This is a genomic window from Corynebacterium timonense (assembly GCF_900105305.1).
GTDB lineage: Bacteria > Actinomycetota > Actinomycetes > Mycobacteriales > Mycobacteriaceae > Corynebacterium > Corynebacterium timonense.
Map to the genome: position 1 here is coordinate 269,990 of NZ_LT629765.1, position 26,002 is coordinate 295,991.

The 26,002-nt window shown below is 65.4% G+C and carries 27 protein-coding genes; 5 read left to right on the forward strand and 22 right to left on the reverse strand.

The window, feature by feature from the left end; genetic code table 11:
* Positions 1–71: 71 nt before the first annotated feature.
* The 4 genes from BLT81_RS01370 to BLT81_RS01385 are packed head-to-tail and all read right to left on the reverse strand — an operon-like array spanning position 72 to position 4,518.
* On the reverse strand, positions 72–1,160 hold the full coding sequence (locus BLT81_RS01370) for a hypothetical protein (protein WP_040420686.1): 1,089 nt from the start codon (positions 1,158–1,160) through the stop codon (positions 72–74).
* An 8-nt stretch (positions 1,161–1,168) separates the two neighbouring features.
* Positions 1,169–2,647 (reverse strand): hypothetical protein, encoded by a 1,479-nt coding sequence (locus tag BLT81_RS01375; RefSeq protein ID WP_019193362.1) that lies wholly within the window; start codon positions 2,645–2,647, stop codon positions 1,169–1,171.
* A 53-nt stretch (positions 2,648–2,700) separates the two neighbouring features.
* Complete coding sequence (locus tag BLT81_RS01380; RefSeq protein ID WP_019193361.1) at positions 2,701–3,435, reverse strand: hypothetical protein; 735 nt, start codon at positions 3,433–3,435, stop codon at positions 2,701–2,703.
* A 9-nt stretch (positions 3,436–3,444) separates the two neighbouring features.
* Positions 3,445–4,518 (reverse strand): hypothetical protein, encoded by a 1,074-nt coding sequence (locus BLT81_RS01385; protein ID WP_019193360.1) that lies wholly within the window; start codon positions 4,516–4,518, stop codon positions 3,445–3,447.
* A 399-nt stretch (positions 4,519–4,917) separates the two neighbouring features.
* On the opposite strand from BLT81_RS01385, the gene BLT81_RS01390 reads away from it, so the two are divergent.
* The 4 genes from BLT81_RS01390 (at position 4,918) to BLT81_RS01405 (ending at position 7,514) form a co-directional block, all read left to right on the forward strand.
* Positions 4,918–5,301, forward strand: coding sequence for a hypothetical protein (locus BLT81_RS01390; protein WP_019193359.1), 384 nt, complete (start codon positions 4,918–4,920; stop codon positions 5,299–5,301).
* Between the two features lie 67 nt (positions 5,302–5,368).
* Positions 5,369–5,773, forward strand: coding sequence for a hypothetical protein (locus BLT81_RS01395; protein ID WP_019193358.1), 405 nt, complete (start codon positions 5,369–5,371; stop codon positions 5,771–5,773).
* Positions 5,770–6,642: a hypothetical protein gene (locus BLT81_RS01400; RefSeq protein WP_019193357.1), complete on the forward strand. Its 873-nt coding sequence runs from the start codon at positions 5,770–5,772 to the stop codon at positions 6,640–6,642. The genes BLT81_RS01395 and BLT81_RS01400 overlap by 4 nt, the downstream gene beginning before the upstream one ends.
* A complete protein-coding gene (locus tag BLT81_RS01405; protein WP_019193356.1) occupies positions 6,630–7,514 on the forward strand; it encodes a tyrosine-type recombinase/integrase in 885 nt (294 codons plus the stop codon). The genes BLT81_RS01400 and BLT81_RS01405 overlap by 13 nt, the downstream gene beginning before the upstream one ends.
* A gap of 27 nt (positions 7,515–7,541) precedes the next feature.
* On the opposite strand, the gene BLT81_RS01410 is transcribed toward BLT81_RS01405, so the two are convergent.
* From BLT81_RS01410 to BLT81_RS01485, 16 genes are all read right to left on the reverse strand, one after another.
* Positions 7,542–7,868, reverse strand: coding sequence for a hypothetical protein (locus BLT81_RS01410; RefSeq protein WP_019193355.1), 327 nt, complete (start codon positions 7,866–7,868; stop codon positions 7,542–7,544).
* Positions 7,849–8,316, reverse strand: coding sequence for a hypothetical protein (locus BLT81_RS01415; RefSeq protein ID WP_019193354.1), 468 nt, complete (start codon positions 8,314–8,316; stop codon positions 7,849–7,851). Before BLT81_RS01415 ends, BLT81_RS01410 begins: the two co-directional genes overlap by 20 nt.
* Before the next feature lie 9 nt (positions 8,317–8,325).
* Positions 8,326–8,682, reverse strand: coding sequence for a holin (locus BLT81_RS01420; RefSeq protein WP_019193353.1), 357 nt, complete (start codon positions 8,680–8,682; stop codon positions 8,326–8,328).
* A gap of 2 nt (positions 8,683–8,684) precedes the next feature.
* On the reverse strand, positions 8,685–9,971 hold the full coding sequence (locus BLT81_RS13040) for a peptidoglycan DD-metalloendopeptidase family protein (protein ID WP_019193352.1): 1,287 nt from the start codon (positions 9,969–9,971) through the stop codon (positions 8,685–8,687).
* A 67-nt stretch (positions 9,972–10,038) separates the two neighbouring features.
* The gene (locus tag BLT81_RS01430) at positions 10,039–11,601 is read right to left on the reverse strand and encodes a Gp37-like protein (protein WP_019193351.1); all 1,563 of its coding nucleotides are present in this window, start codon (positions 11,599–11,601) and stop codon (positions 10,039–10,041) included.
* Entirely contained in the window at positions 11,595–12,518 is a 924-nt protein-coding gene (locus BLT81_RS01435) for a hypothetical protein (RefSeq protein WP_231286560.1), read from the reverse strand. Before BLT81_RS01435 ends, BLT81_RS01430 begins: the two co-directional genes overlap by 7 nt.
* Positions 12,519–12,523: 5 nt before the next feature.
* Positions 12,524–18,022: a phage tail tape measure protein gene (locus BLT81_RS01440; protein ID WP_019193349.1), complete on the reverse strand. Its 5,499-nt coding sequence runs from the start codon at positions 18,020–18,022 to the stop codon at positions 12,524–12,526.
* Positions 18,012–18,278, reverse strand: a complete 267-nt coding sequence (locus tag BLT81_RS01445) for a hypothetical protein (RefSeq protein WP_019193348.1) — start codon at positions 18,276–18,278, stop codon at positions 18,012–18,014. Before BLT81_RS01445 ends, BLT81_RS01440 begins: the two co-directional genes overlap by 11 nt.
* 86 nt (positions 18,279–18,364) lie before the next feature.
* Complete coding sequence (locus tag BLT81_RS01450) at positions 18,365–18,835, reverse strand: DUF7426 family protein (RefSeq protein WP_019193347.1); 471 nt, start codon at positions 18,833–18,835, stop codon at positions 18,365–18,367.
* Positions 18,836–18,918: 83 nt separating this feature from the next.
* Positions 18,919–19,464, reverse strand: a complete 546-nt coding sequence (locus tag BLT81_RS01455) for a phage tail tube protein (protein ID WP_019193346.1) — start codon at positions 19,462–19,464, stop codon at positions 18,919–18,921.
* A gap of 3 nt (positions 19,465–19,467) precedes the next feature.
* Complete coding sequence (locus BLT81_RS01460) at positions 19,468–19,908, reverse strand: phage tail terminator protein (RefSeq protein ID WP_019193345.1); 441 nt, start codon at positions 19,906–19,908, stop codon at positions 19,468–19,470.
* A complete protein-coding gene (locus tag BLT81_RS01465; protein WP_019193344.1) occupies positions 19,905–20,243 on the reverse strand; it encodes an HK97 gp10 family phage protein in 339 nt (112 codons plus the stop codon). Before BLT81_RS01465 ends, BLT81_RS01460 begins: the two co-directional genes overlap by 4 nt.
* Positions 20,236–20,610: a hypothetical protein gene (locus BLT81_RS01470; RefSeq protein WP_019193343.1), complete on the reverse strand. Its 375-nt coding sequence runs from the start codon at positions 20,608–20,610 to the stop codon at positions 20,236–20,238. The genes BLT81_RS01465 and BLT81_RS01470 overlap by 8 nt, the downstream gene beginning before the upstream one ends.
* Complete coding sequence (locus BLT81_RS01475) at positions 20,598–21,005, reverse strand: head-tail connector protein (RefSeq protein WP_019193342.1); 408 nt, start codon at positions 21,003–21,005, stop codon at positions 20,598–20,600. The genes BLT81_RS01470 and BLT81_RS01475 overlap by 13 nt, the downstream gene beginning before the upstream one ends.
* A gap of 74 nt (positions 21,006–21,079) precedes the next feature.
* Complete coding sequence (locus tag BLT81_RS01480; RefSeq protein WP_019193341.1) at positions 21,080–21,967, reverse strand: major capsid protein; 888 nt, start codon at positions 21,965–21,967, stop codon at positions 21,080–21,082.
* Positions 21,968–21,976: 9 nt separating this feature from the next.
* The gene (locus BLT81_RS01485; protein ID WP_019193340.1) at positions 21,977–22,819 is read right to left on the reverse strand and encodes a hypothetical protein; all 843 of its coding nucleotides are present in this window, start codon (positions 22,817–22,819) and stop codon (positions 21,977–21,979) included.
* A 77-nt stretch (positions 22,820–22,896) separates the two neighbouring features.
* On the opposite strand from BLT81_RS01485, the gene BLT81_RS01490 reads away from it, so the two are divergent.
* Positions 22,897–23,343 carry a hypothetical protein gene (locus BLT81_RS01490; RefSeq protein ID WP_019193339.1) on the forward strand — a complete coding sequence of 149 codons (447 nt, stop codon included), beginning with the start codon at positions 22,897–22,899 and terminating at the stop codon, positions 23,341–23,343.
* Between the two features lie 10 nt (positions 23,344–23,353).
* Here the strand turns inward: BLT81_RS01490 and BLT81_RS01495 are convergent, their stop codons facing one another.
* Together BLT81_RS01495 and BLT81_RS01500 are read right to left on the reverse strand one after the other, a co-directional pair.
* Positions 23,354–24,520 carry a phage minor capsid protein gene (locus BLT81_RS01495; RefSeq protein ID WP_019193338.1) on the reverse strand — a complete coding sequence of 389 codons (1,167 nt, stop codon included), beginning with the start codon at positions 24,518–24,520 and terminating at the stop codon, positions 23,354–23,356.
* A gap of 11 nt (positions 24,521–24,531) precedes the next feature.
* Entirely contained in the window at positions 24,532–25,983 is a 1,452-nt protein-coding gene (locus BLT81_RS01500) for a phage portal protein (RefSeq protein ID WP_019193337.1), read from the reverse strand.
* Positions 25,984–26,002: the final 19 nt, after the last annotated feature.

Below are 26,002 nucleotides of genomic sequence, written 5' to 3' on the forward strand. Positions count from 1 at the left end.
TAAGCGTGAGAAAACCCTGCCCGCGTGTGCGGTCGGGGGCTAGTTGGGTGTCTCCGTCGCCGTCGGTGGTGTTACCAGCGGCGGGCGATGATGAGGCCGCCGGGGTAGCCGCTCCAGCCGCTGTTGCCTCTGGACGTGTTGCCTTCGTCGTCTACCGAACCGGAACTGCCACCATTGCCGCCCTTCCCGGGCAAATCCAGGGGGCATGTGCTTCCCCACGCGACTGGTGTGGGGCGTGTAGTGGCCGTTGCGGTGGAAAACCCGCCAATCGTGGTCGGTTTTCCCGACCCTCCGTAGTTGTATTTCCGTCTTTCAGTGCCGCCTCCGCCATCCCCTCCCTTGCCGATGGACAGTGACGGCACCATATCAAGCGTAAATCCCGGTACCTGCGCCCCATAGCCTGCACGGCCGTAGGGACCACCGCTGTATGGCGTGCCGCCAGCGCCGCCGTCGCCGCCGGAGTATGCCCACGCGAGGGCGCTACCACCCGGAACCCGAAAAATTGTGTTGGGCGTGACGCTGCGCCACGACACCGCCCCCTCGGCAAGGTTATTTTTGATCCACCCCACCTCGGTGCTCGCGTTTCGGAGGGCGGATGATGCCCCGAACGCCCACGCCACGCAATTCGAGGCCGTTACCGTGGCGCTCCCGCTCACGAGCACGTTTTCCGACAGGGTGAACGCGCCACCATTCGTCGCGGTTTCCACTTGCTCACCATCCACCAAAAGTTTCAACCGGTAGCCGTACCAGTCGATATCGGTGGACATTGACACGATGTGTTTGCCGCCGGGCCACGGCGCGCTGAACGCAAGATTATTCTTACCCCGGTCACCGTTCGACACGACATTTATCGTCGAGCCGCTCACACTCATGTGCAACGCGGTCCGGCTGTCCTGCTTCACCGTCAGCGACCCGGGCCCTTCCACAAGCATGTGCACCTGCGTGGACCTGGTGCTCGACACCATGAAATCCTTCGACGCATCCGGCTCCGTAATGCTCATCGCATCCGCCACGGAATCAATCTGGTCAAGCGCCACCTCGAAACCAGTGATCGGGGTGCGAGCCGTATACACGAGCTTCCCCTGATGCCACACCTCTTTCACCCTCCGGCCCTGGTGCCAGACTTCCTTGACCTTGCGGCCCTGATGATAAATCGGCATACCTATTCCTATTCGTAGACGATGTGCAGGTTGCCATCAGTGGCGCTGGTGTTCCCCACCACCACCAACCCGGAGACCGCCCCATCCACATAGGATTTAGTAGTGGCGTGCGCCGCCGACGTCGGTGCGGACACCGTCAACCGGCCCGCTGAATCCCGCTGCGCCAGACTGCTGCCCGCCGCCGACTGCGACACCGTGGGCAGGTCAGTCACCTGCGACATAGTGTGCGTGTGACTGGTGGGGGCTGTTGTGTCACTCAAATGCTGCAGGATGATCGAAAACTCCTGAAACAGTTGGGTTAGTGTCCTCTGCTCGAAGCCGTCATCTGGCGGCTCCACAATCTGATCAAAAGTGTGCGTGTGCTGCTTGTCCGCTTTCGTGGCGATGGCCCGTGTCAACGCCGCTTCCGCCGTCTGGCCGCGCTCCAACTCGCGAGCAATCTCGAGCAGCGTGTCGTACGCTTCAGGCGCACCCGCGAGCAGCGTATTCACCCGGTCGTTGACGGCTTTCACAGACGACTCCGCCGCCGCCTGCGCCGCCCTATCCGCCTCCGTCTTTGACCTGTCTGCTTCCACCTTCGACCTGTCGGCCTGCGTCCTCGCCGTCGCAGCGCTCCCAGCCGCGTTCGCCTCCGACTCCTTCGCGATCGCCTCACTGGTTTTGGCGGCTGTGGCCGACTCCACCACGTGATCCACCACCATGTTCGCGTTCGTCTCGCTGATTTTCGCGGCCGCGGCCGATCCGGCTGCTTTCGACTCGCTACCCTTCGCGGCCTGCTCCGAGGTTTTCGCCGCCGCCGCAGACCCGGCCGCCTTCGCCTCCGAGTCCCTAGCCTTCTCCTCGCTGGTCTTCGCCGCAGACGCGGACGAGGCGGCAGCGTCACGAGAAGCACGAACCGCAGCATCCACACCCGCGGCAGCATCCGCCGCCGCTTTCCGAGCAGCTTCAGACGTCAGCTCCGACAATGACACCACCGACAACTTGCTGACACCTGCCTCGGACTTCCCCCACACGATGAGGTCTCCGCCTTCGACAGTGAGCTCGGCGATGGAGGTTCCCTGGGGCCCCCGCACGATCGGCTCGGGTTTGGTGGCGAGGGGGGCGACGGCGGTGAGGTCGACTTCCCCGTCGGGGATGGCGTCGAACACCACGTCGCGGAGAGTGAGGGGCACACCCTGGGCCTGGAGGTTGGAGAAGGAGGCGCGCCAGCGGATGAGCGGCGGGTTGGAGCCTTCACCGCCTGCGAACAACTGGACCCCGACGGCCCCGCGGTGCATGACCACACCGTCCGAGATTCGCACCGTGATGGGGGACAACACCACAGTTACGGGCCCGTCGGCGGTTTGGACTTGGACGCTGTCACCCTCCGCCATGACGGGGGTGAACGTGACCTGCCCCTGCACCTGACGGGTTTCCGGGGTGGCGTCGGGGTCATCCCCGTCGAGCAGCACCGCACTTATCGCCCGCTTAACCGTTGTGAATCGCACATGAACCTCCTAATCAGAGGTCACAATCACACCCCCGTGCAGTTGTCCGTCCGTCACGTCGGGGAATCCGACGGGGCATCCACCGGCTTGTCCGACGGTCCGGACCCATCACCCCACTGGCCAGAGCTTGCGCGGGAAATGTGTTGCGCCACCAAACGCGACCAAGCGGGCCCAGAATAGATACCCCGGGCTCCAGCCGATGAAGTGATAAGAACTTCCGCGTAATACCCAGGCTCCGGTATCACAACAGAGGACACGATCGAGACCGTATGTTCATCGCTGTCAGTGAACTTGGCGCGCTGCTCCGCGAACACCGCCCCGCTTGGCGTGTAAACCATCAGCGCGACCTCCCCCTTCCCCGTCGCAAACCGAATCCACGACAAGGTGGCCTGGGCCCGGATGTCCCACAAACCCTTGTCTAGCAGGCGGATGCCTTTGCGGTACGGTTCGCAACCGCGCATGGGGCCGAGCTGAGCGGTGAACGGTAGAGTGCCTTCCCCCTTGAGCTCTTTGCCTGCGGGGACGTACAGTGACCCGTAATCCTGGAGGGGGGAAAGGAGGTCTAGTCGGTTGTTTAGATTCTTTTCGGAGGCGGCGGCACCCTTAGCCAAGGCGTCGATTTCTGGGCGGGTGGGCACAGTCTCCGCTAGTTGCACAAACAGGTCCGGGCGGATGCCGAACGTGTCCGCACGGGTCATCGAGTTGTGCGGGTTCGGCTGCGTGCCGTCACCCGCGGGGGCAGGGAACCACGGCACCTGGTCCGAGGGAAGGAAATCGTCGTTAGCCATGCTCGCCCCCTAGAATCCGGTGTTGACGGGCATCGCCATGAACGTCAAACCAGCGTTGTTGCGGGAAAACTCCCACCCACCAATCGTGCCCATCACCTTCTTCAGCACCACGTAGATGGTGGTCGCGGTGTTCGCCTTCACCACTCCATAAGTGGACCCCGGGGTGACCTGCCCCGTCGACCACGGGTGCAGTGACATTGCCTCCTCCTTGCGTTGGAAAGGTTTGCCCACGCCGTGGCCCACAATGTCGCCCTTCTGGGCGTTGCCCACCCGCACCTCCGCGTTGAACGCCACGCCCAGCGGGGTCTCCACTGTGAGGTTGCCGCCCACCACCAGGGGCCGCCAGTCGAACGGTAGACCTGGCACCGTCATCGACCCGATCAGCTTCTCCTTCACCTCACCCGAGCCGATAAGGCCCTGGCTGAAAGACTGGAAATCGTTCGGGCCCATCATGAACGGGCCGATGGGGGAGAGGATGTTGCGCGGTGCCCACTTCGACCCGTTCCACGTCAGGGCCTCACCAGCCGCGGGGGTGCGGGACATGTCCACGTCGGGGGAACTCGACAAGTTCGAGGCGGTGCCGGTGTCGCCCTTGTCGCCGGGTGGGCCGACAGGCCCCTGGGGTAGGACGAAGTCGAGGACGAAGGTGTCCTCCGTGCTGGCGGCCTGGTTGACGCTCACGCTTGCGTCGCCGCCCGGGGTGACGGAGCCGATCTGCACCCGCGGGGTCACACCCGGTTCACCACGGAGCCCGATGAAGTTCGGAATCTCGAAATAGTCTTTGCCGTCCCACACCCACAAGGACTTGCTCACCGTATCGGGGTAGGCCGCGCCTCGGTCGACGTCGCGCAGGTTGGTGGGGAGTTGGCGCTTGTCGGTGATGAGGCTGCGGAACCAGAAGCCGGGGCCGGGGTCGCCCGGTTCGCCCTTCTCGCCGCGGCGGCCGCGGGGCAGTTCGAGGTAGGCGGCGTCAGGGGTGACTTCGATGGTGGCTCGCTGGGTCGCGAAATAGTCCTCCGTGTCTACCCACCGGAGGATGAGCTTCGTTTCGAGATCGCGGAGGGTGGGCACGCTATCGGCCATGAGTGCTCCTTGAGTTGGGGGTGTCTGGCCGTCATCGTGATCCGGGCGCGCCGTTGTCCCTTGTGGGGCGCGGGCACGGTATCGCATGGCCGTCTAGGTTGCGCTCGGTGAACAAATTATCAATTTACTTGTTGCTGGGGTTCCCGATCTGGGGGTTTTGTGTTTGCGCTGGTCATGGCCGTGCGCAGTGTGCGTGTTGTGCGTTGCGTGCTGCATGGCTTAGGGCTGGATCGGGATTTTTCGAGATCCGCGGTCGGCGGGGCGGGGCGGGTTATCGGTTTATCAACCCCCGCTACCCCCATCGGTTACCCCCACATGTTAGCCCTCTTGCGCGGCGGAGGTTAGGTGACTAACATGAACAGTGTCAGCGAGACAGGAACACAACCGAAAGGACCGGCCATGACCACCACCACCCAGGACTACATCACCGCCAACCTCGACGCCTTCGCGCAGATCGAGCGCGAGACCGGCCGCGAGTTCACCGACGAGCAGCGCACCGAAATCGCCCAGCTCGCCCTCGACGGCACCGATTTCTACGCCGCCTTCGACCAGGTCACCTCGCTGACAGCCGAGGTCACCCTCGCCGAGCAGGGCCACCACAGCGACCTTGTGCAGCTGCGCACCCACACCGGCGACCTGCTCGAAACGCCCGCCTCCGACGGCATCGGCACCGAGGATGGCTTCTACGTCGAGCCGTCCGAGGACAGCGCCCCCTATGAGCTGGCCGCCGAGGAGTGGCTCCGGGGTCTGCCCGGCATCTGGACCATCACCGAGTGGGCATAGCCCCCACGCACCAGCCCCGCCCGCCACGGCGGGGCTTCCCCTCATCCCCCACCCGAAAGGACCCCCCATGGCCACCCTGACTGACCTGGCCGCCCAGACCGCCGCCACCCTCGACATCGACGAGGCCGCCGCCCGCGACGCCCTCACCACCTACCTCCGCCAGGTGGAGGCGCTCGACTCTCGCACCATCGACCCCGACGACATCAACCCGGACGACGCAGCATTCCTCACCGAGTCGGTGCGGCAAGCGCAGCGCGCCGGCGACCTCGGCACCCGCGAACTCGACCACCTCGCGGACGCAGTAGAGGCTCACCACGACGCTGTCGACTCGGCGAAATTCCACGCCGACAAGCGCGACAGGCACATTATCGCCGCCCTGCGCGCCGGGGCACGCATGAAAGAAGTCACGGAGATCACCGGCCTGTCCCGCGCCCGCATCCAGCAGATCACCCGGAAGCAGGAGCAGCTGTGAGGCCCACGCCAGCTTGGAAACTTCCCGAAATCCGCGACGCTATCGTCGCCCACGAGAAATTCATCCCGGAGGAGGAGCGCGGCACTGCCATCACGCGGCGCCACATCCCAACGCTGCGCCGCGCTGAACTTTTCTGGGCGTCGTCCGACATGACCACTCTTGCTTTGCAGGCGGCGGCGACGCTGCCCGAGTGGACGCCGGAGATCGCGGCCCCGGCGACGGCCGGGTTCATGCTGTGGCAGCAGCCAATCGGACGATTCGACGGTGTCGCCCCTGGTTTCACAGATGAAGGTGTGGCGGAGCGCATCATCAGTGATTCGCAAGCTGTGGCTGCTCATTGGTCTTTTGACGCGGAATATTTGACGCTGACGCTCTACGGGCTTGTGTCGTCGGCTGCGGAGCGTGGGCGCACCGCCCCTGTGAGCGGCGACCTCTACGAAATTGGTGTGTTCACCACCCTTGGTGGGCATGCTTTCCACCCCGACAAGGTCGAGCTGCAGGACCAGACCATGCACGAGGTGTTGCATGTGATTGGGGCGTCGTGGCTTTTGATGCAGCAGCCCACCGTTTCGACGGTGCGCAGGCAAAAGCCGCAGCGCACTGGTGGGAAGCCGAAAAAGAAACCCGCCAAACGGGACATGGTGCAGATCATTGACTTGCGGCGCTTGGCGAAGAAGAACGAACCTAACGCTGCCCCTGGCACGGGGCGGCGTGAGTATTCGCGCAGGTGGTTTGTGCGGGGGCATTGGCGGCAGCAGGCTTGCGGTCCTGGCCGCACGCAGCGCAAGCCTGTGTTTGTGGCGCCGCACATTCGGGGGCCGGAGGATGCGCCGCTGAAGCAGGGGCGGGTGAACGCGTGGAGGCGCTGAATCCGGTGCCGCCGGGGCGTGAGCATTGGGTGGTGTCGCCGCAGCGGGCGGCCGCCGAGTGGGTGGGCGGCTACCGGGGTTCCACCCGCGCATCTTATGGCCGGGCGTTGCGGGCGTGGTTGTGGTGGTGCGAGGATTCCCACCTCGACCCGTGGAGTGTGTCGCGCATCCACATTGAGCGCTACTTGGCGACGATGCCTCCGAAAGCAGCGCAGGCGGCGGCGACCGCGATTTGTGGGTTTTACCGCGACGCCCACGGGCGCGGCCTCACACGCACGGACTTGGCGTGGGGGGTGCGGCGGCCGCGTGTTGGGCGTGGACCATCCGGCACGTTTGCCACCCCCGACGAGCTGCGCCGCATCCTCGCCACCGCTCGCACGGTGGAGGACGTGGATGTGCGCGCCCTGGTCTCCACTCTCATTGTGACGGGGTTTCGCCTCGGGGAAACGCTCGCCCTTGACGTCGATGATTGTGACACAACGGATGGTGTGCGCGTCACACTGCTGCGCAAGCACGGCCACACCGATATTCTGCCGCTGCCCTCCCCGGCACGCGAGGATGTCGCCGCGCTGTTGTCGCGGCGCTCCACCGGGCCTGTGTTTCGCCATCGGGGGCGGCGCATGGACTCCCAGACAGCACGCCGCTGGGTCACGGCGATTGCGGAGGAAGCGGGGTGTGAGCAGCGGATCACCCCGCACTCGCTGCGCAGGTCTTTCGTCACCCTGGCCCGCGACCTTGGCCTTGAGGATGCGGAGATCATGGCGATGACTGGGCATGTGGACGCGTCGATGATCGATTTCTATGATCGCGGGCGGCGGCAGCGCGACGGTGCCGCGGGGCGTGAGGTGGCGGCGTGGCTTGAGCAGGCATGAAAAAAGACCCCCACCTGGTGGTGGGGGCTAGTCGTCGTTTTCGGTGGGGTTTTGTAGCACCCATTCGTCGAACCCGAGGAACGGGGGCCTGGGCAAGCCGAGTGTGATAAGCCAGCGGTCGTAGGCGTCGCGGCGGGCGGCGCGCTGTTCGAGGGCGTCAATCCGCTTGTCGCGTTCCTCAAGCTGCCGATCGAAAAATTCTTTGATCTCTTGTGTCAGCAACTGCCAACCGGCGGGCGCGGCCGCTTCGCGGTCGCTTTTGGCTTTCACCCGCACACCAAAAAAGGTCAGCACAGCACCGATGACGCCGATGATTAGGGTGACGAGTTCGCCACTAGGATTTCCGAAGCTCATTGGCAACAGCTCCCTCCGGGATGACATCGCGGGACCCGCGCCACACCGCCCACACCACAAGCAGGGCAACGCTGGCGTAGCCGACGGCGGGGAGCCAGGCGCGTGGCGACTGGTCGATGATTGCGTCGGCGATGAAGCTCATCGCCCACACGGCATGCAGGCCCACTCCCAGGCCGAGGCTGATGGGGGCGAGCCTGCACACGGCCAGCGACACGAGGCATAGTGCGCCGACGGTGATCCAGATGGCTGCCCACCACCCGATGGGTAGCAAAAGTTCGGCGGGGTGTGATCCTGCCCCCGGGCCGCCGAAGTAGATCGGCAGGTAGGTCACGCCGCGCAGGAGAAGCCCCGCCCCGACGATGACTAGTGCGGGGGCGTCGGTGAGAAGCCACGCCCGCACCCGTAGTGCCGCGGGTTGGATGCGTGCTGGTAGGTGCTCGATGGGCATGACTCTCCCCTATTCGTGGTCGAGACGATGCGAACCGCCCGCCACGTCATCGAGGGGCGGATCGTGCGGGTTGGCGGTAGGGATGCCGGCGAGCTCGGCTGCGGCGGCGCCGGCGACCAGGGCATCAGTGTCACGGGGCTCGGTGGTCGTGACGAGGCTCGGGGTGCCCGGTTCTGCGGCCCCTGCGGAGGCGATGGAGGTCAGGACGGACAGGACGGTGGCGGTGGCGGCGATGCCGAGCATCTCCTCCCAGCCGAGCTCCCAGACGGGCACGGCGGTGCCGACGCCGATTGCGGCGACAAGGGACTGGGCGAAAGTCTTGACGGCGCGCTCCGCGGCGCCCTTCCAAAAGGTGGTGGCGAACATGGTTATCGTCCTTCCTTGATGTTCTTGAGTTCGGCGAGCTCGGCCTTGAGTTCGTCTTGACGGGTGAGAACGAGTGCCAGCATTTCCGGCACGGTCGCGTAGTCACCGGGTTTGGAGCTCGCGTTGTCAACGAGCTGGGAGACGGACCAACCGCCGTACTGCCCAGCGTCGCGGCCGCCGGTGAGCTGCTGGCGGATGTCCTTCGCGTCGGAGATGAGGGGGCCGATGAAGCCTTTGATGAAGTCGGTGAAGAAGTTGGGGGTGAGCACGTTGGGGGTCTCCTTAGGTGGGTTGAGGTTGTCGCGGACGTAACCGAGGTAGACGTCCCACGGGAAGCCAATGCCGGGGTCGACGTGGTCGGTGCCGCCCCACGCCTGGCCGGTTTCCAAGTGGCCGGCGAATCCTTTCTTCCCGGCGCGTAGGTCAGCGGCTGAGAGTTTGATTGGGGGGATGTTGTACTTTCGGCACCATTCGGCGTCGCGTTTCGCGGCTTCGCGCAGCATCCGGTCGTATTGGAGCCATTGGACGCGGGTTTCGGTGCCCCACAGGACGAAGGAACGGTGCAGGCCAATGTTGTTGCCGTAGTTGCCGCTGGACCAGGTGAGCCAGTCGTCGGTGTTCTCGATGAGGTGCTTGATCGTCGTGTCCGACAATTCGTGGTAGGAGCCGGACTGCGAGCGGATTTGGTAGTTGGCTACGTTCTCCGCCGGTGTGCCGGGGGCATTCACGGTGACGTGGATGATGATGTTCTTAATCTGGTGTGTGGGGCGGGGTTTGCCGAAGCTGAAGCGCGGCGACCAATCGAGGACGTTCATGGCGGGGGCTTTCCGTTGTGGTGGTGCAGGTGCCTGTGGGGCGGGGTCGCCTGGCCAGCTGGCTCCGCGGAGCATGGTCATGGGGTCGAGGCGGTTAGGCCCCGGGGGAGACCACGAGTAGCGGTGCCACTCCAGGTGGAGGTGCGGGGCGACCCCGCCGTTGGTGCGGGAGTCGGGGTTGATGCGGGCGATGCGCTGCCCCTCGCGCACCTTCTGGCCGACGCGCACCTCGGGGATGACGTGACCGTAGACGGTTTCCCCTCCCCCGTTGGCCGCTGGGTGGTCGACCGTCACCCACTGGCCGAAGCCACTGGCGGCCCCGGCCCTGGTGACGGTGCCGTCCTTCACCGCGAAAACCGGTTTCCCGCCCGACCCGCCTGTGAGCCCGAAGTCGGTACCCCAGTGGGTGGTGCCCCACCTCGGGCCGAATGGGCTTGTGACTTCGAAGCCGCGCTGAACCGGCATCGTGACCATCGCGGCCCCCCTTTTACATGGCAGTTGCTTTTACTACCGCAAATGGTGGCCCGCTAGGGGAGTTGTCCTACGTCGCCAGCCCCAGGTCGCGGATCGTGGAGAAGATGTCGTTCATCCCCTCCACCATCTTCAAGTAGGGGTTCGTGAGGTTGCGTCTCTTCCCGACCCGCGGGGTCACCCTCACCCGCGAACCCACCTCGTCGACGATCTCTACCCCCGTGATGATGTCCGTCAGCGTCGCTCCCGACAGGTGCTCGTGCAGCTGCACCCGGTCGCCCACCCGGTAGCCGTGGATCGGCTTGCCGTTGTCGGCGGTGGAATCGTCGCCGAGAATCTTGGAGCAGCCGTCTACCATCTTCATCTCGATGGTTTGCCCGCCCTGCGCCTCCAGGAGAGCTCGCTCCGCGAGGGCGGAGGTGTCGTACGTGAACACACCCGCGCTGGAGCTGGTGAAACTCTCGCGCAGGTGGAACGGTCCCTCCGCAGCGCGACGCCGCACATCCACCCGGTCGGTGAACGCAAACACCGTGTCCTCCGTCTGGTTCTTCAGCACGGAGCCGATCATCCCGCCGACGATGCCGCCGATGGCCGTTCCGCCCGGGCCCAACACAGACCCCAGAGCACCACCAATCGCGGTGATGATGCCCTGCACCGCGAAGTCGATGCCGAGGCCCATGAGCTCGTTGACCCAATCGTCGGATTTGCCGCCCACGACGGCGCGCACAGGGCCGGTGCCCTTCCCCGACAGGGTAATCGACTCGACCTCGCCCGAGCCGGTGGAGAAGCGCACATGCTCCCTCTCGCGGATGGGAGTGACCTGGATGATGATGCCGGGGCTCGTCGGTTTGAACAGGGACCCGCCGGTGGGGTTCATGGCGTTGTCGGCTTCGGCGCGCCTGGCCCGCGCTGAGTTCTCGCCCACCTCCAGTGTCTGATTGAGGACGTCGCCGACAGGGGTGAGGCGGGAGACCTCCAGCATCGACTGGCCTTGCACACCCAGCGGCACCATTTTGCCCGTCGGGAAGGGCTGCCCCGGCCACCACATACGCACCGTCAACCCGTAGTCGTGCTCGTCGAGGACGTCGCGCAGCAGATCGGGCATGTAGGTCATGCGGGCCGACACATCCACCTTCGGGGACTTATCCAGGTGGCGCGGCGGCGGCATGAACAGGTAGGTCGGCAGGTCAGTGCGCGCCAGGTTCTCCAGCAGGTAGTGGTGCACCACCTGGAGCAGCGGCCCGTTCTGGTAGTCCCGCTTTTTCTGAAGCGCGAGCGGCAGTCTCGGCGAAGACATGGCCAGCAGGTGTGCCAGCTGAATCTCGTCCGATACCAGCGTGCAGGTCACAACTTCACGGCCGGGTTTGCCGGACGCCTCGTAGGACTGGACGCGTCCTGTCCACCGCCACCCGTTGTACTCGCAGGTGATCGGCACAACATCCTTGTCGGCCTGCATGAGACGCCCCGCCAGTGGGTGCGACGCTTCCACGACTAGCTCGCCCGTTCCGGCGGTGAACCCGAATTCCTCGGTGAACTTCGCGCTGATGTAGTGGCCGATGCGGCGGGCGTCGGTGTAGTCGTTGTTGTGGACGGTGATATTCAGGGGGTTCGTGCCGAACCGTGGTTCTACCATGCCTGCTCCGTCCTCGGGGTGTACGCGACCTCAACGCGAAAATCCGGGCCGGGGTTGCGTGGGGAAATGGTGAGCTTCGTGGCACGCCCACGGTCCACACCCCGCGGCGGCAGCGGCTTCGACCACCACACCCGGGGGAACAAGGGTCGAAGGTCCTCGCCACTGGTTGACATGAGCGCCGGCCACGTCTCATCAGTGTCGACAACGTAGCCGTAGACGGGATCTTTCCCCGCAAGGAGGTCGGCTTCGGTGCGCAGGGTGCGCGGGTCGGGCAGGAAGTGCACGTCATCACCCACCCCAACCTCGACGCCGGAGTGGGTGCCGGTAATCGCCCACCGCAGCCACGCCTCCTGGTCGCCGAGGTTGCGCATCTCCGCGGCAAACCCGGTGGCGGGGGTGAAGATGCGGGTTTCCTCGAAACGAGTCCAGAACGACTTGTCCGTGGTGAACGTGACCACCTCCCCGAGCTCACCGACAAGGCCCGGGGTGGCGTCGGCCATGTAGTCCACCTCTGCAATGGACTCGGGGCGCACGTCAATCCACCAGTAGCCGGACTCCTTCGACACGGCATAGAGGCGGGAGGGGGTCTTCCCGCGGCCCAAAGACTCGCGCCACAGGGCGTGCTGGCGGCGCGCCCACGCCGAAGACCGGGGGTCAGCCACCCACACCTTCAGAGTGATGCTGCCGCGCTCATCGACCGTGCCGCGGTACAGGCCACCCTCCACCCCGACGAACTCCTGGTAGTCGTGCTTGAACGGTGCGCCCTGCAACCCCGTGGGGACAGTAGCGAGGCGGACGGGAGAGTCGGGAGCGTCAAACGCCCACCGGGTCTGGTGGTCCGCCCCGATGAGGAAGAACCGCAGGAAGTCCGCATCCTGGTAGGCGTCGCGGCGTTTCCACTCGCGCCCAGTGGTCATCAGGCTCATTTCAGCATCACACTCCCAATGGCCTGGTTTAGCTGGCGGGCCGCGTTGTCGAGCTGGCCTTTCAAATACTGGCGTGGGTCGTTGATCTGCACCGGCCCGTTGAACACCGCACCCACCGCGTTCGTCGCCGCCTGCTGGGCACCCATCTTCGTGCGGTAGGACGCGGCATCCATGTTCAACCCGAGGGAGCCGAGGGACGTGGACGCGCCGGTGGAGAAGTCCAACTTGCCCTCAATCAGGCCCGGGAGTGCCGCACCAACCAGGTTAAGCATGCTCATCACGTCCACGCCCAGCCGTTTTCCGGTCTCCGCCCAAATCTCCAGGGAGCGGGCCTTCTTGTTCGACGACAAGGGGATGTATGCCTCCGGGCCCGCCTCAGCCCAAAGCACCGCGGAACCCTCGTTGATGGATGCCTGGCGGGCGTTGCCGAGGATGCCGCCGTTCGCCATCGCCGTGACCTGCATGGGCGTGCCGGTCGAACTGTACTGCTGGAGGAGGCGTTCCGCCTCCGCCATGCGTTCGGCGTAGCGGCCGGGGAACGCGGAACGCTGCACACGCTGGGCGTGCGCGCCCGGGTCGCCGACGTTGTAGTTCTCCTTGACGAGTGCGTCGTAGAACATTCCGGCGGAACGCTCCGGGCTCATCCGGTCCGCAGTCGTGCCCCACGCACCATTCGCCCGCTGCTGGAACAGACCCACACTGTCGTGGTCGTAGCCCACAGCATCGTGCGGCATCTGCATCGACGCTGGATCAGCCGGGTTGGCGTACACCTTCAGGTCGGACTCCACCAGGGCAGTCGCCAACGCAATCTTGATGCCCCTATCGGTGATGCCTCGCCGGCGTCCCTCTTGGATGATGGCGTCGGCGTACGTGTTGCCGGTGGTGCCGGACACGCGCTCTAGCCCTTCAGTGGGGACGAGGACGTCGGCGTCGAGGGCGTTGAGTGCTGTTTCCTGCTCGGCAACTTCGCGCTCCAGTGCTTCGATTTCGCGCTGGAGTTTGGCGACCCTGTCTTCTGCTTTGGCGACACGTTGGTCGGCCGCGGCTTTCTGCGAGTCGGTGGCCTTAGAGTTGCTGCGGGTCTCGTCGCGTTTCATCTTGGCGATGCGCAGGTCCTCTTCGGCCAGGGGCAGGGTGTCGCGTTTGTCGTCGAGGGATTCGGATTTCGATGCGATGCTGCGGGCGAGCTTGTCAGCGTCCTTCCCTGTCCTCTGCCCGGATTTTTCGGACAGCTCAGAGTACAAGCCGATGGCCTGGCCCCACGAGACGATATCGTCGTCCATGACGGTGCCGGTCTGCTTGGCGTAGATCGCTGCCGCGAGCTCCAGGACGCTCCCATCCTTGATGAGGGTTCCGGCCCCGTCGTTCAGTTCGCGCTGCGGGTCTGTGTCGGGGGTGGTGGCAAGCGATGCGCCGTACGCCTCGGATCGGGTAGGTGTGGCCGGGGAGAAGGCGGCGGGGCGGGGGCCGGTTTGGCCGACAGCGCCGTCGAGGGCGTCGAAGTAGTCCAGCCCCTCCCCCGGTGCCAGCGGGTGCGCACCAGGCAAGTAGTACCAGTCGGTGAAGCCGCGGCCCTCCAACGGGCCAGCCTTCCCGCCGATGGTGAACCCGCCGCCGGTGTTGCCGCCGGACTCGATGTAGGTGCCGTTGTCGAGCTGCATAGCGGTGTGGCCACCACCAGGCCCACCGTTGAGGAACGCGACACGGGTGTCGCCGCTGGCGCCGCGCCCGCGCCGGAAGTTCTTCCGCGACAGCCACGAACCCTCGGATGCGGTGGCGGTGCGCGAATCCCACTCGTCTAGACCGAGGATCGCGTTCACGCCGAGGGAGATAGCGCCGGAGCAGTCCACCCCAGCCTTTGACCAGCCGCCGAAAATGTAGGGGGTGCCATGCATGTAGGCGAGCTTCTTCTCCACGGCCGCGCCGGGCACGATCCCGCCGTCTGCGAGGGCGATGGCCTGCCCGTCGTTGGTGACCAGGTTGTAGCCGAAGCGGGTGGCGACGGCATTGAGGATGCGGGTGGAGCGGTCACGCTTCGACTCCGCGAGCGGGATGTACGCCTCGCCGCCGGTCTCGGACTCGCCGTGGACTCGGTAGGTGCCGGAGGTGGTGATGGTGGCGCGGTGCGCCGGCTCCTTGCGCGGGCCCGCCATCGCCTGGTCCAGGGCGCGGGTTGTGCCGCCGTCCGCGAATGCCACCGCCTCCTGTCGGCCGTTGTACACGCCACCCTCGGCGTCGCCGCGGCTGAAGATGTCGGTGATCCGGCGGGTGATGTTCACGACGTGCTCGGAGAACGTGTTGACCGCCTGCGGGGCCAAAACGTTGCGGATGTGGTTCGCGGTCTCGTTCGCGTTGTCCGTGACGATGACCTGCCCGTTCGGCAAGGTTGTGGTCTTGATGCCGAGTTCCTTCAGGCGCGCCATGTTCTCCGGGGACGTGTCCGAAATCGCCACATGGCCAGGGGGGAGCGCCTGCGTGGCAACCCCAAGGCTTGCCAGGTTCGCCAGGTTCTCCCCGGTCGTGTCAGTGATAGCGACATGCCCGCCAGGCAAAGTCACGGTCTGAATGCCGAGCTGTTGCAGCGCGGAGCGCACTTTCGGTGTGTCATCGGCGATACGCACCGACCCGGACGGCAGCGTCTGGGTCTGGATGCCAAGCTCGGTTAGTGCAGTGCGCACGAAACTGACGTTGTCGTTGACGTGCAGCTGGCCAGTGATCGGGTTCTGCACCGCCGCTTTAAGGTCGAGCTGCTTGTTCAGGAGCTCGGACAGGTTGTCCTTCAATGTGACCTCACCCGTCACTGGGTTCTGGGTTGCCAACCCCAGGTCGATGAGTCGCTGCTTGACCTCCGGGGTGTTATCGGACAAGTTCACACGACCATCCGGCATCCTGGTCGCTTTCGCCCCGATTTCGTCGAGCATAGCCATGATGTTCATGCCGTCCGGGAAGGTCAGCTTCACCTGACCATTAGCGCCTTCCTCCACTTCTGCGCCGAGTTCGCGGAACTGCTCACGCACCGCCGGGGCCATGGAATCAACCATGATCGTCTTGTCGTCCGGCACGCTCTTGATGGAGTCTCCGAGCTGGTTGAACGCGACGCGGGTCTGGTCGATGACCTTGTCGATGCCAGCGAGTTGGTCGGCCCGGATTTTGCCCTGCGCGTTCTCCATCTCCCCGGCGGCACCGGCCACACCGTCTTTCAGGCCACGGGCTTTCTCCGTGGCCTTCTCCACCTTCTCCGTCCACATGTTGAGCTCACCGTCGCCGCCCATGATGTCGGACAGTTTCCGCTGCGCTTCTTGGTTGCCGTTGACAGCGTCGGTGAGCAGGTCAAGGGACACACCGGCTTCGGCGTACCGCCCGGCGTGTTTCTGCCAGGTGTCGCTGCCTTCAATCGCTGCGCGGGTCGCGGCACCAGTGGCATCGGCGACCTGTTGCATGGCTGTTTTGTTGCCGTTCATCGCGGCCACAACCGTCTCGGAGGACACTCCCAGCTGGTTGGCTGTTTCAATCCAGCCAGATTCCTCTGCTCGCTTGCGTTGCAGTTCGTTCGTCTGCGACGTGATAGCACCCGTGGTTTGGTCGAGGGAGTCCTTCAACTGTGCCTGCTGCTGTTGGTGCTGTTCCTCAGCCTGCTTTGCCTCCATGTGCTTGTTGGCGAGGAAAGACACTGCCCCAGCTGCTGCGGTGAACGCCAAGCCCCACGGCCCACCCAAAAACCCCATAAGCCCACCGGCTGCTGTTTTAATGCCGTTGAAACCGACTTCCATCATGCCGCGTGTGGTGCCTGCGAAGCCTGCGGCTGTGGCTTGCATGCCGACGAGTCTGCCCTTCCACTCGGCGTCCATGGCGCGGCTGGTGGCCATGGTGGACAGGTGGGCGGATTGTATGCTGGCGGCGTAGGCGCGTTCTGCTGCTGCGGTGGCGGCGAGGTCAGCACGTCGTTGACGCAGAAGAGATGATGCGTCAGCGCCAGATACCCTGGCTGTCGCCCACGCCGAAGCCAGTTGAGTGCGCACAGTGGTGGCGTAGTTGCGGACGCTGCCAGCCCCGGACGCCATTTTCGTGTTCAGGTCTAGGGTGTGCGTTGCCATGGCAGCCAGCCCCGCGATGAGCATGGGGGTGGGCACGGCTCGGATAGCGCCGCCGACGCCTTCAATGGCGGGGCCGAGGAGGTCAAGACCGCCGGCGACTGCACCCAACGTGGATTCGAGGGGGCCGGAAAACTGGTCGTAGAGGGTGATGGCGAGTTCTTCGGCGCTGTTTTCCACGGCTTCGATCGCGCCGGGCAGGCCGTGGGTTTTCGCCGCTGCAACGTCTGCTGCTGCGCCGGTGCGCTCCACAGCGGCGCGCATCTGGTCGAACCCGGAGGAGCCGTCTGTGGCGGCAATACCAGCAAGACGCATAGCGTCGTACCCGAAGAGGGTGGCGGTGGCGGCCTGGTACTGCGCATCCGACATGCGGCCCGCCGCGTCCCCCAGCTGCTCCATGAGAGAGTGCATGCCAACGAACTTGCCGTTAGCGTCGTAGACGGTCAGGCCCAGTTCCTGGATGGCGGCTTGGGCGGGCCCGCCCTGGTCCGTCAGGGACAGCAGCGCGGACTTCAGCAGGGTACCGGCATCCGAGCCAGTGATGCCCGCGTTCGCGAACATGCCCAAGGCGGCGGCGGTGTCCTCAAGCGATAGTCCGAATTGGTGGGCGACGGCACCGGACTGCTGTAGACCGGCCGCGATGTCGGTCATTTCCGCCGTCGACGCGTTCGCCGCGTTCGCTAGGATGTCAGCTGCCTTAGCGGCGTAGTCTGCTTGCAGCCCGAAGCTGTTGAGTGCCTGGGCCTGAATCGTCGCCGCCGTTCCAGCATCTACCTGGGCGGCGGCCGCTAGTTGCAGTGTCCCCTTCGCCGCTTGCATCGCCTGGTCAACGTCGAAACCGCCCTTCGCCAGCTCGGACATGGCCAGAGCGGCGTCGGATGCGGAGGTGGCGGCGAGGGAGTTGTCGTTACCCAGTTCGCGGGCGCGCTGGGACACCGCCGCGAGCTGGGTTTCCGTCGCCCCCGACACGGCGCGCACCGTGTTGATCTGATTCGTGAACTCGTTGCCGAGATTCATGGCCTCCTGGAAAGCGGCGGCGACTCCGGCACCAGCGGCCGCCAGGCCGACGAGCGGGGCGACGTTGCCCAAACCGGACAGCACCCCGGACAGTTTCTGCCCGCTGCCCGCGGCGTTCTCCAGCTCCTCCGCGGGCTGACCCGACACACGCAGGCCCCCACCGGCCCGGCCCGCCTCCTGCATGTCCCGCCCCAACTGCTGGGCGGACTTCGACGCGGAGCGCAACTTCTCCTCACCCTCCGGGGTGATGCTCATCTTCGTGGAGGAAACCCGGTCGGCTTCCTTCTTCACGTCGTTGAGGTCACGCTTAACCTTGTTGAGCTCGCCCGCGACACCAGCCGCGTCGACGCGAACTTTCGCGTGCAGGGTACCGACGTCAAGCGACATTCTTATCCTCCGTGGTGTAGTGGTGGATCACAGCCCTGTGCAGGCGTGACGGCTGGGTAATCAGGTCATTGATGCGGGTGCGCAGCCACCGCCACGAGCGATGCTCCAACACCCCCGACTCGACGTCGATGTTGAACTTTTCGTGGAGGTCGCACTCGATGTCGGCCCACTGGTCGAGGATGAACGTCCACTCCACCCGCACCGGCTCCTCCGCCTCGTCGGGTTTCGTGGCTGGGGCGGCGTACCAGTCGCGCACCCCTGTGTCCGGGTTGTAGGGGCCTCCGCCCGGGTCGCGGGGCCCGTACGCGCCCGGCCGCGGATCGTATGGGCCGTATGGGCCGTCTAGGAGGCCCGCTTCTTCGGCATCGCCGCCGGTGTCGGGGCCGCCTGCTGTTCCTCCTGCTCCGCCGTGTGCTGAATCCAGCCCATCGTCGCCTCCGGCACGAGGGGCTCCAGCTCTTTTCCCAGGCGGTTTTCCCACCAGTACTCGCCGAACGTCTCACCAACCGCGTAGTGGGCGATTGCGGTGTTCGCCACGTGGTACACCTCGTCGAGGGGAACCCCGTCGCCGGTGAGTTCGTCCCACAGGCCGCCCGACATGGTGTCCGTCGCCTCGTCATAGGTGGAGCCGAGGACCATCGCGATCATCTCGATGTTGGCGCGGCCCGACACGGTCATGTTCGCTGAATCGGGGGAGAGGACGTACGCCTTCAGCCGCAGGCCGTCCTTCGCGTTGGGGGCCTTGACCGTGTAGGTTTTCCCGCCGATCGGGAGGTGCAGGTGGGGGTCGTGGAACTCTCGAAGGTCTTTCACGCGGGTCTCCAGAGATGAGTGAGGGCGGGCCTTAACACCCGTGAAGGTGTCACCGCCCGCCCGTTGTCCGGCCTGCCTACTGGCTAGCCGGTGCTGATGGTGGAACCGCCCGGGGCCGCCTTCGGGACGGACGCCGCGTTCGGCGACTCCACCGGCTTGATGTCGAGCGGCTTACCGCGGGACATCAACGTAAAGGAGAACTGGTCAAGGTCCTCGTTACCGCCGTCGTTGTCCTCCCACTCGACGGAGAACGCGGACTCGTAGCCCTCGTCGACACCGTCGGTGCGCCATGCGCGGGCCTTGACCACGTTACGCAGGCCCATCTGACGGCCCACCTCGCGGAGGATTTCCTGGCCCTTGTCCTGGGTGAACTTGTCGCCGGCGAGCTCGCCCTTGCGGAATCCCTCACCCTCGAACGTGAGCTGGAGGGCGGTGGCGATCTGGGACTTGAAACCCTCCGAGTTGATGTCGGAGTCGTCCTTCATCGTGGCGGAGGTCTTGGGGGAGAACTTGGACAGGCCGCGGACGAAGACCCAGTCTTCGGAGTTGGGGGCCTGGACCTGGAGGGCCCAGTCGCGTGCGAGGGTGGATGCGAGGTCTGCGGCGGGTGCCTTGGCTACGGTTGCCATTGGTTAATCTCCTTGCGGATTGAGGGTGAAGGTGTAGGAGTCGGCCCGCGTCCAGCGGCCCTGGGTGTCCTGTTCCTCCGGTCCTCGGAGGTGACGGGTGCAGGCTAGGACCGTGGTGGAGTTGTCCAGGTCGAAATGGGTTTGGCCGTGGAAGTCCTTGTAGATGCGGTCGAGGATGCGCCCGGGAGTGTGGGGGTGCTTGTCGCCGCGGGCCCGGAATTGGACGAGGAGGGCGGGGGTTTCGGTGGTGCGGTCGAGGGTGTCGCGCTGGCCGTACTGGTTGACGGTGATGGCGTAGCCAGCTTCGTCGGGGATGAGGCCGAAGTAGATGGCGGGTGGGGTGTAGGTCTTGTAGACGCCGCGGATGTTGAACTGGCCGATGCCGAGGTTGGCGAGTTCGTTGGCGAGGTCGGGAAGGAAGTCGGGGAATGTTGGGGGTGTCACTTCATGGCCTTCCTGATTTCGTCGACGAGCACACTCCGGACTTGTGCGGCGGTGGCGTTGACGGCGTTTTCGAGGAACTTCGCCTCACCACCCCCGGGGTGCTGCCAGCCGATCTCTTCGTGTTGGCGGGCGGCGTAGGGGGTGTTGTAAGACACGGCGGCCGTGCCGCGGTTGTCGGAGGTGACCTTCATGCTTGCGCGCAGGGTGCCGGTGTCGACGGGGGTTCGCTGCACCGCTTCATCACCCAGGATTTCTGCCCCGGCGATGGCGGCGTTCGCGGCGGCGCGTTCGATACTGCGGGCGATCGCGTCACCCTTCCAGTCCAGTTCAGCCATAGGGCCCGGCACCTCCTGTCGGCGTGGTGGGGACGTCGCAGACGAAGCGTTGGTGGTTGGGTAGGTTGAGCTCCGCACCGTGGTGGACGCTTTTCGCGATGATTTGCCACGGGCCCTGTTCGAACGGTTCCGGCAGGGTGAGGGTGTCCCCGCGTTCCGCCACGACACGCAGCGGGGCGTACACCACCGTCTCCGTCGTGGTCACCTGCCCCTGCGGGGTGTCGTCGCGGCGCACGTTCTGCCGCACGTGGCACTTCACCGGCACACCCTCCCCGGCACTATCACCGTAGGGGGACGCTCCGGAGCCGACGTTGAAGACCACCTCGTGGTGGAACCACTCGTCCGCCAGGTCGTCTACAACACCCACGGTTGCCACCCCACCAGGTCGGCGCCCTCCAGGATGGTCAGCGCGGTCGGGCACAGCTCGGTCGCCGCCACAGCCCGTGACTCCACCACCGACGCCGTCTCGTAGGACACGCTCGCGTCCCCGATGGATGAGGAGGACACGGGACCGCGTGTGTCGTGCTTGCCGGGCTCCACTCCGTTCTGCACCCACACCAGCACCTGCTCACATGTGGCGTCACGCAGCGCGTCCGCAACGTCAGGGTCGGTGGGAAGGCCCGCGGGGGACACGTCGAACTGGGCGCGGCGTACCGCCTCCTTCACCCACGACGACGCCAGCATGAGAAGCCGGTCCACGTTGTCGGGGGCGGTCATGTCGGCATAACGCTCGAACTCATCCTCGGTGGCGAAAAGCAGCACTCGTTTTCTCCTGCTAGTGCGACGAAAGAGGGGCCGGGGCTGTTAAACCACCAGCCCCCTCACGTGTCATCCGACTAGGCTGCCGTGGCAGCCTTCGGGGCGGTGATCTTCACCTCTGCGGTGGCGATACCCTCCGGGCGCGTAACCGCGGCGCCGTAGACGTTCAGGCCACGCACAATGTCACCGAAGTGCGACGGGTCGCGCAGCGCCTCCGTCTCCACAAGCTGGGAAGCGAACGCGAACGCATCCGGCACACCAGCGATGGCGACCTCGCGGCCCGACACGACCGGCACGTTGTTGGACACCAGCACGTCGAAACCGACGGCGCGGCCCACGATGCCGTTGCGCAGACCCTCCGCATCACCGGACGCGTCCACACGGGTGAAGCGCGGGTCCATCAACAGCGCGGAGTAGGTGCCCGGGCCGACCACAACGTAGCGGCCGGTGGTCGGCACGGACTGGCGGTTAAGCTTCTCGGACAGCTTCACCAGCACCTTAAACGCGGAATGCTCCGCTCCAGCCTTCGCCGGGTCATCATCGATGACCTCGACGGTGCCGAGCTTGTTCGCCGCGAGCACGCCGTCCTTCAGCAGGCCAGACAGGTAGGTGTCGGCGTTGTCGCGCAGCTCGATACCGGCGGAGCGGGTCGCCGGGCCCTGGAGGTCACCCGACGCCTGCACCTTGTCGACGTCGTGGACACGGAACGCGAAGTACTTGCCCTGGTCGATGTTGAGCTTCGTGGAGGTGGTGGACAGTTCCTCCACCTCGATCGGGGTGCCCTTGGTGTAGTCACGCACGGTGGGGGCAGACAGATAGTTGATGTGGACGGTGTCACCGATGCCGGTGATCTGGCCCATCCATGCGTTGGAGGCGATGGAGGGCTGGCCGAAGATGAGGTTCTTTTCGTACGGCTCCTGGATGGCCGCGTTCCAAATCTCGGGGATGAAGGTCTTGACAGACATGGTGCTCCTTTAGCTTTGCATGAGGTGGTCGAGACGTCCCTCGCGGACGGCCTTGTTGATGTCTTCGGCGGACATCGTCTTGAGGTCGTCGCGGGTGAGGGGGTCACTGCCGTTGCGGGTTGTGTTGGAGTCGACACCGGACTTCCCGCGGGTCACCTGGACAAGCTCGGGATTAGCGTCGAGAACACGGTTGACTGCTTCGGACACCTGGTCGGTGAAGTTGTCACTGGTTACGTCTATGTCCTTGTAGCCGTTGTCCAGGTGGAGGGCGGCTTTGAGGAGGTTGTGGTTGACGCGGCGGTCCCCGATGGCGTCGGCGATGGCGGCGTCTCGCTTGTAGGAGTGGAGCTGCTCGGTGAGCTCGGTGATCTGCTTTTGCTGTTCGGTGGTCTTGTTGTTGGCGGCTTCGAGGAGTTGCTGGGGGTTGGGTTCCTCGTCGGCGAGGCCGAGGGCCTTGGCGATGTTGTGGACGAGTTCGTTGCGGGCGGCTTCGGCCTGCTGCTGTTCGCGTTGGGTTGCTTCTTCGGCGGCGGTTTTGGCTTTGTTGCGGTGCTTGGCGTTTTCGTCGCGGAGGTCGCGCACCATGTTTTGCGCCCACTCGGGGAGGGCGTCGACACTGTTCGGGGCGTCGGTGGCCTGTCCCTGGTTCTGCTGGGGGGGCATGTTGGCGGGGGTGGGGGTGGCGGTGGCTGCCTGGGTGGCGTTGACGGCCGCGTTCTGCGCGGCGTCGGCGGCGGTGGCGGCCGCGTTCTGCGCGGCGTCGGCGGCGGTGGCGGCCGCGTTCTGCGCGGCGTCGGCGGCGGTGGCGGCGGCTTGTGCTGTGTCGGTTGTCGCCTGGACGTTGTCGGACACGGGTTCTCCTTGACGTGGGGGTCGGGTTCTCCTGAACAGTCACCGACAAGGCCCGTTGTCCAGTACGATTAGCGCCCATGAAACGTGTGGCCGTCGCGCTCGCCGCCATCCTTGCCGTTCCGCTGGCTGGGTGCTCGGATGACCCGCAAGGAAAGCAGTACGTGGACGTTGACGCGCTCACGAAGGACGCTGGCAAGCAGGGGGTGGAGTGGTCGTGCGAGACCCGCGAGCACACCCTCGTTGGCGACAGCGCGGCGGATTGCACGGATGAGTCAGGGGGAAGGCACCTGGTGGCCATCTTCAAGGACACCGATGAGCGGACCAAACGACTAGAGGAGTTGCGCGGCACCTATGCCTGGCACTCGCAGGTTCCCGCGATGGTGCTGGGCAAAAACTGGCACGTGCAGTGCGCCAGCGAGGAGGCGTGCCGGGGGTTCGCCGACAAAATGGGCGGCTACTTCGTGACCGCGCCCGACTACAGGTCGGAGGAAGCGGCTAAGGAACTCCCCAACTACGGGAAGTAAACAGGGCATTCTATCGCTCGGTGATTGCGATGACCTCCGCGTTCCTCACGGGCGTGAGGTCGGCTGATACGAGCCCGCCGGGTTTTGCTACCCGTTCGCGGTTGCGTTTGCGTGGCAGGTCGTGTTCGGCGATGTGGTCGCGGAGTTTCGCCTGGTACGCCCGCGTGCGCTGGCGTGCCTCCAGCTTCGCCGGTTCCGTCAGTGCGGCTTCCTCCATGCGTTTCGACGCTCTGATTTCCCGCTCCAAGTAGCGCTGCTTCTGGGTGGCTTTGTAGCCTGCGTTGCCGGGGTCTGGTTCCGGTGGGGTCAAATCGGTGTAGCCGGGCACGTAGGCAGAATGCCTGTGTTTGCAATTGACGTGATGCAGTCCAGCGCGTTCCGCCTGCGCCATTGTTGCTTTCACACGGACGATGCTGTCCCCAATGCGGTGGGTGCCGGGCGCGTGCTTCCCGGTGAGTGACAGTACTTGGCGCTCGTATGGGGCGCACACTGGCGCGGGGCGTGGGTGGGAGGACACCACCACCAGGTCAATGCCGCGGTCGATCATGGTGTCGGTGTGCCCGGCGAGAAGTGCCCTGGTGGTGGCGGTGCGCACAGCCATGCTGGCGTAGGTGTCGAGACCCCACTTGCGGCCGCGGCTGTCGACGTAGAACCCCATGCCTTCGCGTGCCATGCGTGTGAACGCCCGCTGGGTGGCCTGCTGGATGGTCATGGCCCCTGTGGTGGTGTAGCCGGTGGCCTCGGAGACTATGCGCCGCCATGCGTCCTCCGTCCGGCGGAGAATACCAGCGTTGACCTGGCGGGTCGCGACGATGCCCTCCATCGCGAGGGCGGTGACGGCGGCGTCGTTGACGGGGGTGGTGCCAGGGGCGGACTCGAAGAACCCGGCCCGCTCAATCTCCCCGAGCTCACGCTCCGCCTGGGCGACACCTGCCAGGTAGGCGGCGTCGACCACCTCAGGCCATGCCTCCGTCACCTGCCGGTCCAGAACAGCCCGCAGCGACTGAATACGCCGCCGCTCCTGCCGGATCGCGAGAAGTTGATCCATCGCCCATTCCGGCTCGTCACCCGTGCGCAGCAGGGCATCGCGGATAACACGGATCAGGTACAGCTCGGCGCGCTCATAGATGCCGGTGATGGAGTCACCGATCTTGTCGAGTACATCCGGGTCATACATGAACGCTCATCCTACATGTCGATAGGCTCGTCAGCCTGGGCGAACAAGGCAGGGTCGACGGTGCCGGCCTGCTCCTGGAGGATGCGGGCGGTTTCCACGTCGCGGCGTTCGTCATCCCACTCCGGCCACAGCATCGCCACCTTCTGCTCGGTCGACACGGCACGCGCCGCGTCGAGGGACTGGACGGTCTGCGCCACATCGTTGCGGGTCTCCTGCACGGGGCGGGCCATCTCGACACGCACCGGCTCCACGTCTGGGTGCTTGCCGTGGAGGTCACGGTCCTTCATGAGCAGGGCGGTAGCGGCGTCCTTCAGCCCGGCCCGCCAGTAGGAGGACTTCGCGGACCAGGTTTTCAGGCTGGCATCGTAGCGGGCGTCAACTTCGCGGGCGGTCATTGCCCCACCGTCTGAGTCCATGCCGAAGGAGGCGGGGGAGTAGTTGGCGCGGCGGATGATCTGCGTCGCCCACGCCTCCGCGGCGGACAGCATCGCATCGATGCGCAACGGCGGCGAGTACGGTTCCGGGGTCATGTTGGAGTCGGGGTGGCCCTTGACTGGGGAGAACACCTCCTGGTCGTGGTCGAACGAGGCGCCCATGCCAAGGCCACGGTTCTTCAGCATCCAGTCGGGGACAATAATCTTCTTCCGCGACAGGCGCATCTCTGCCCGCACCTCCGTCCACGTCTCATCCAGGGAGTCGAACAGGGGGAACAGGTCGGGGGTGAGGTCGGGGCGACCAATGTGTCGCAGTTTACCGTCACGCCGGAACCCCACCACGGGGCGGGCGTTCGGAATATAGCCGGCCGCCATGACCGGGATGTTTGTGGTCTGGGAGGAGGACTCGTCAACCCAGTCCGCCAGGTCGACGGTGTTGGGGTGTTCGGGCAGGGGGCGCACCATGCCGACGGACTGCTCATTACCCTCCATGAGCCTGTAGGTGATGCGGCCTGCGGTGTGTTCGGAGAACAACCGCCACACGTGCTTCTCATCGATGGGGGGCAGGGTTTCGACGAACATGACGGAGGCGAGCCGACCGTAGGAAAAGGAGGGGAACACGGCGTCCGCGTCGACCCACTCGATCCATGGGTGTTCGGAGACGTCGGAGTCCCACATGATGCGCCACCCGACCGCACCGAGGGCGGCGCAGGTTTCCCCGGCGACCATGAGCTCGGCGGGGAATGCGTCTGGGTTGAGGATGTTGTCGAGGGCGCCCTTTACCTCCTGGTCTGGGTGGGTGAAAACCGGGGCCCGGTCGAAGAGGAGGGTGGCGGAGGTGGCGACGATGTCGGCGGGCAGTGGCAGGTGGACGCGCCGGTTCTGCTGGGTTTCGGGCGCTCCCCAGAACCAGCGGGAGACGCTGCCGGTGATGCCGCCGGAGAATTGGGAGGGGCGGTATTGGCCGTGGTAGCGGGAGGCGAGGGTGCTGGTGTCGCCTTCCCACCACATGGCGGCTTCGTTGACCATGTGTCGCACCTTTTCCCAT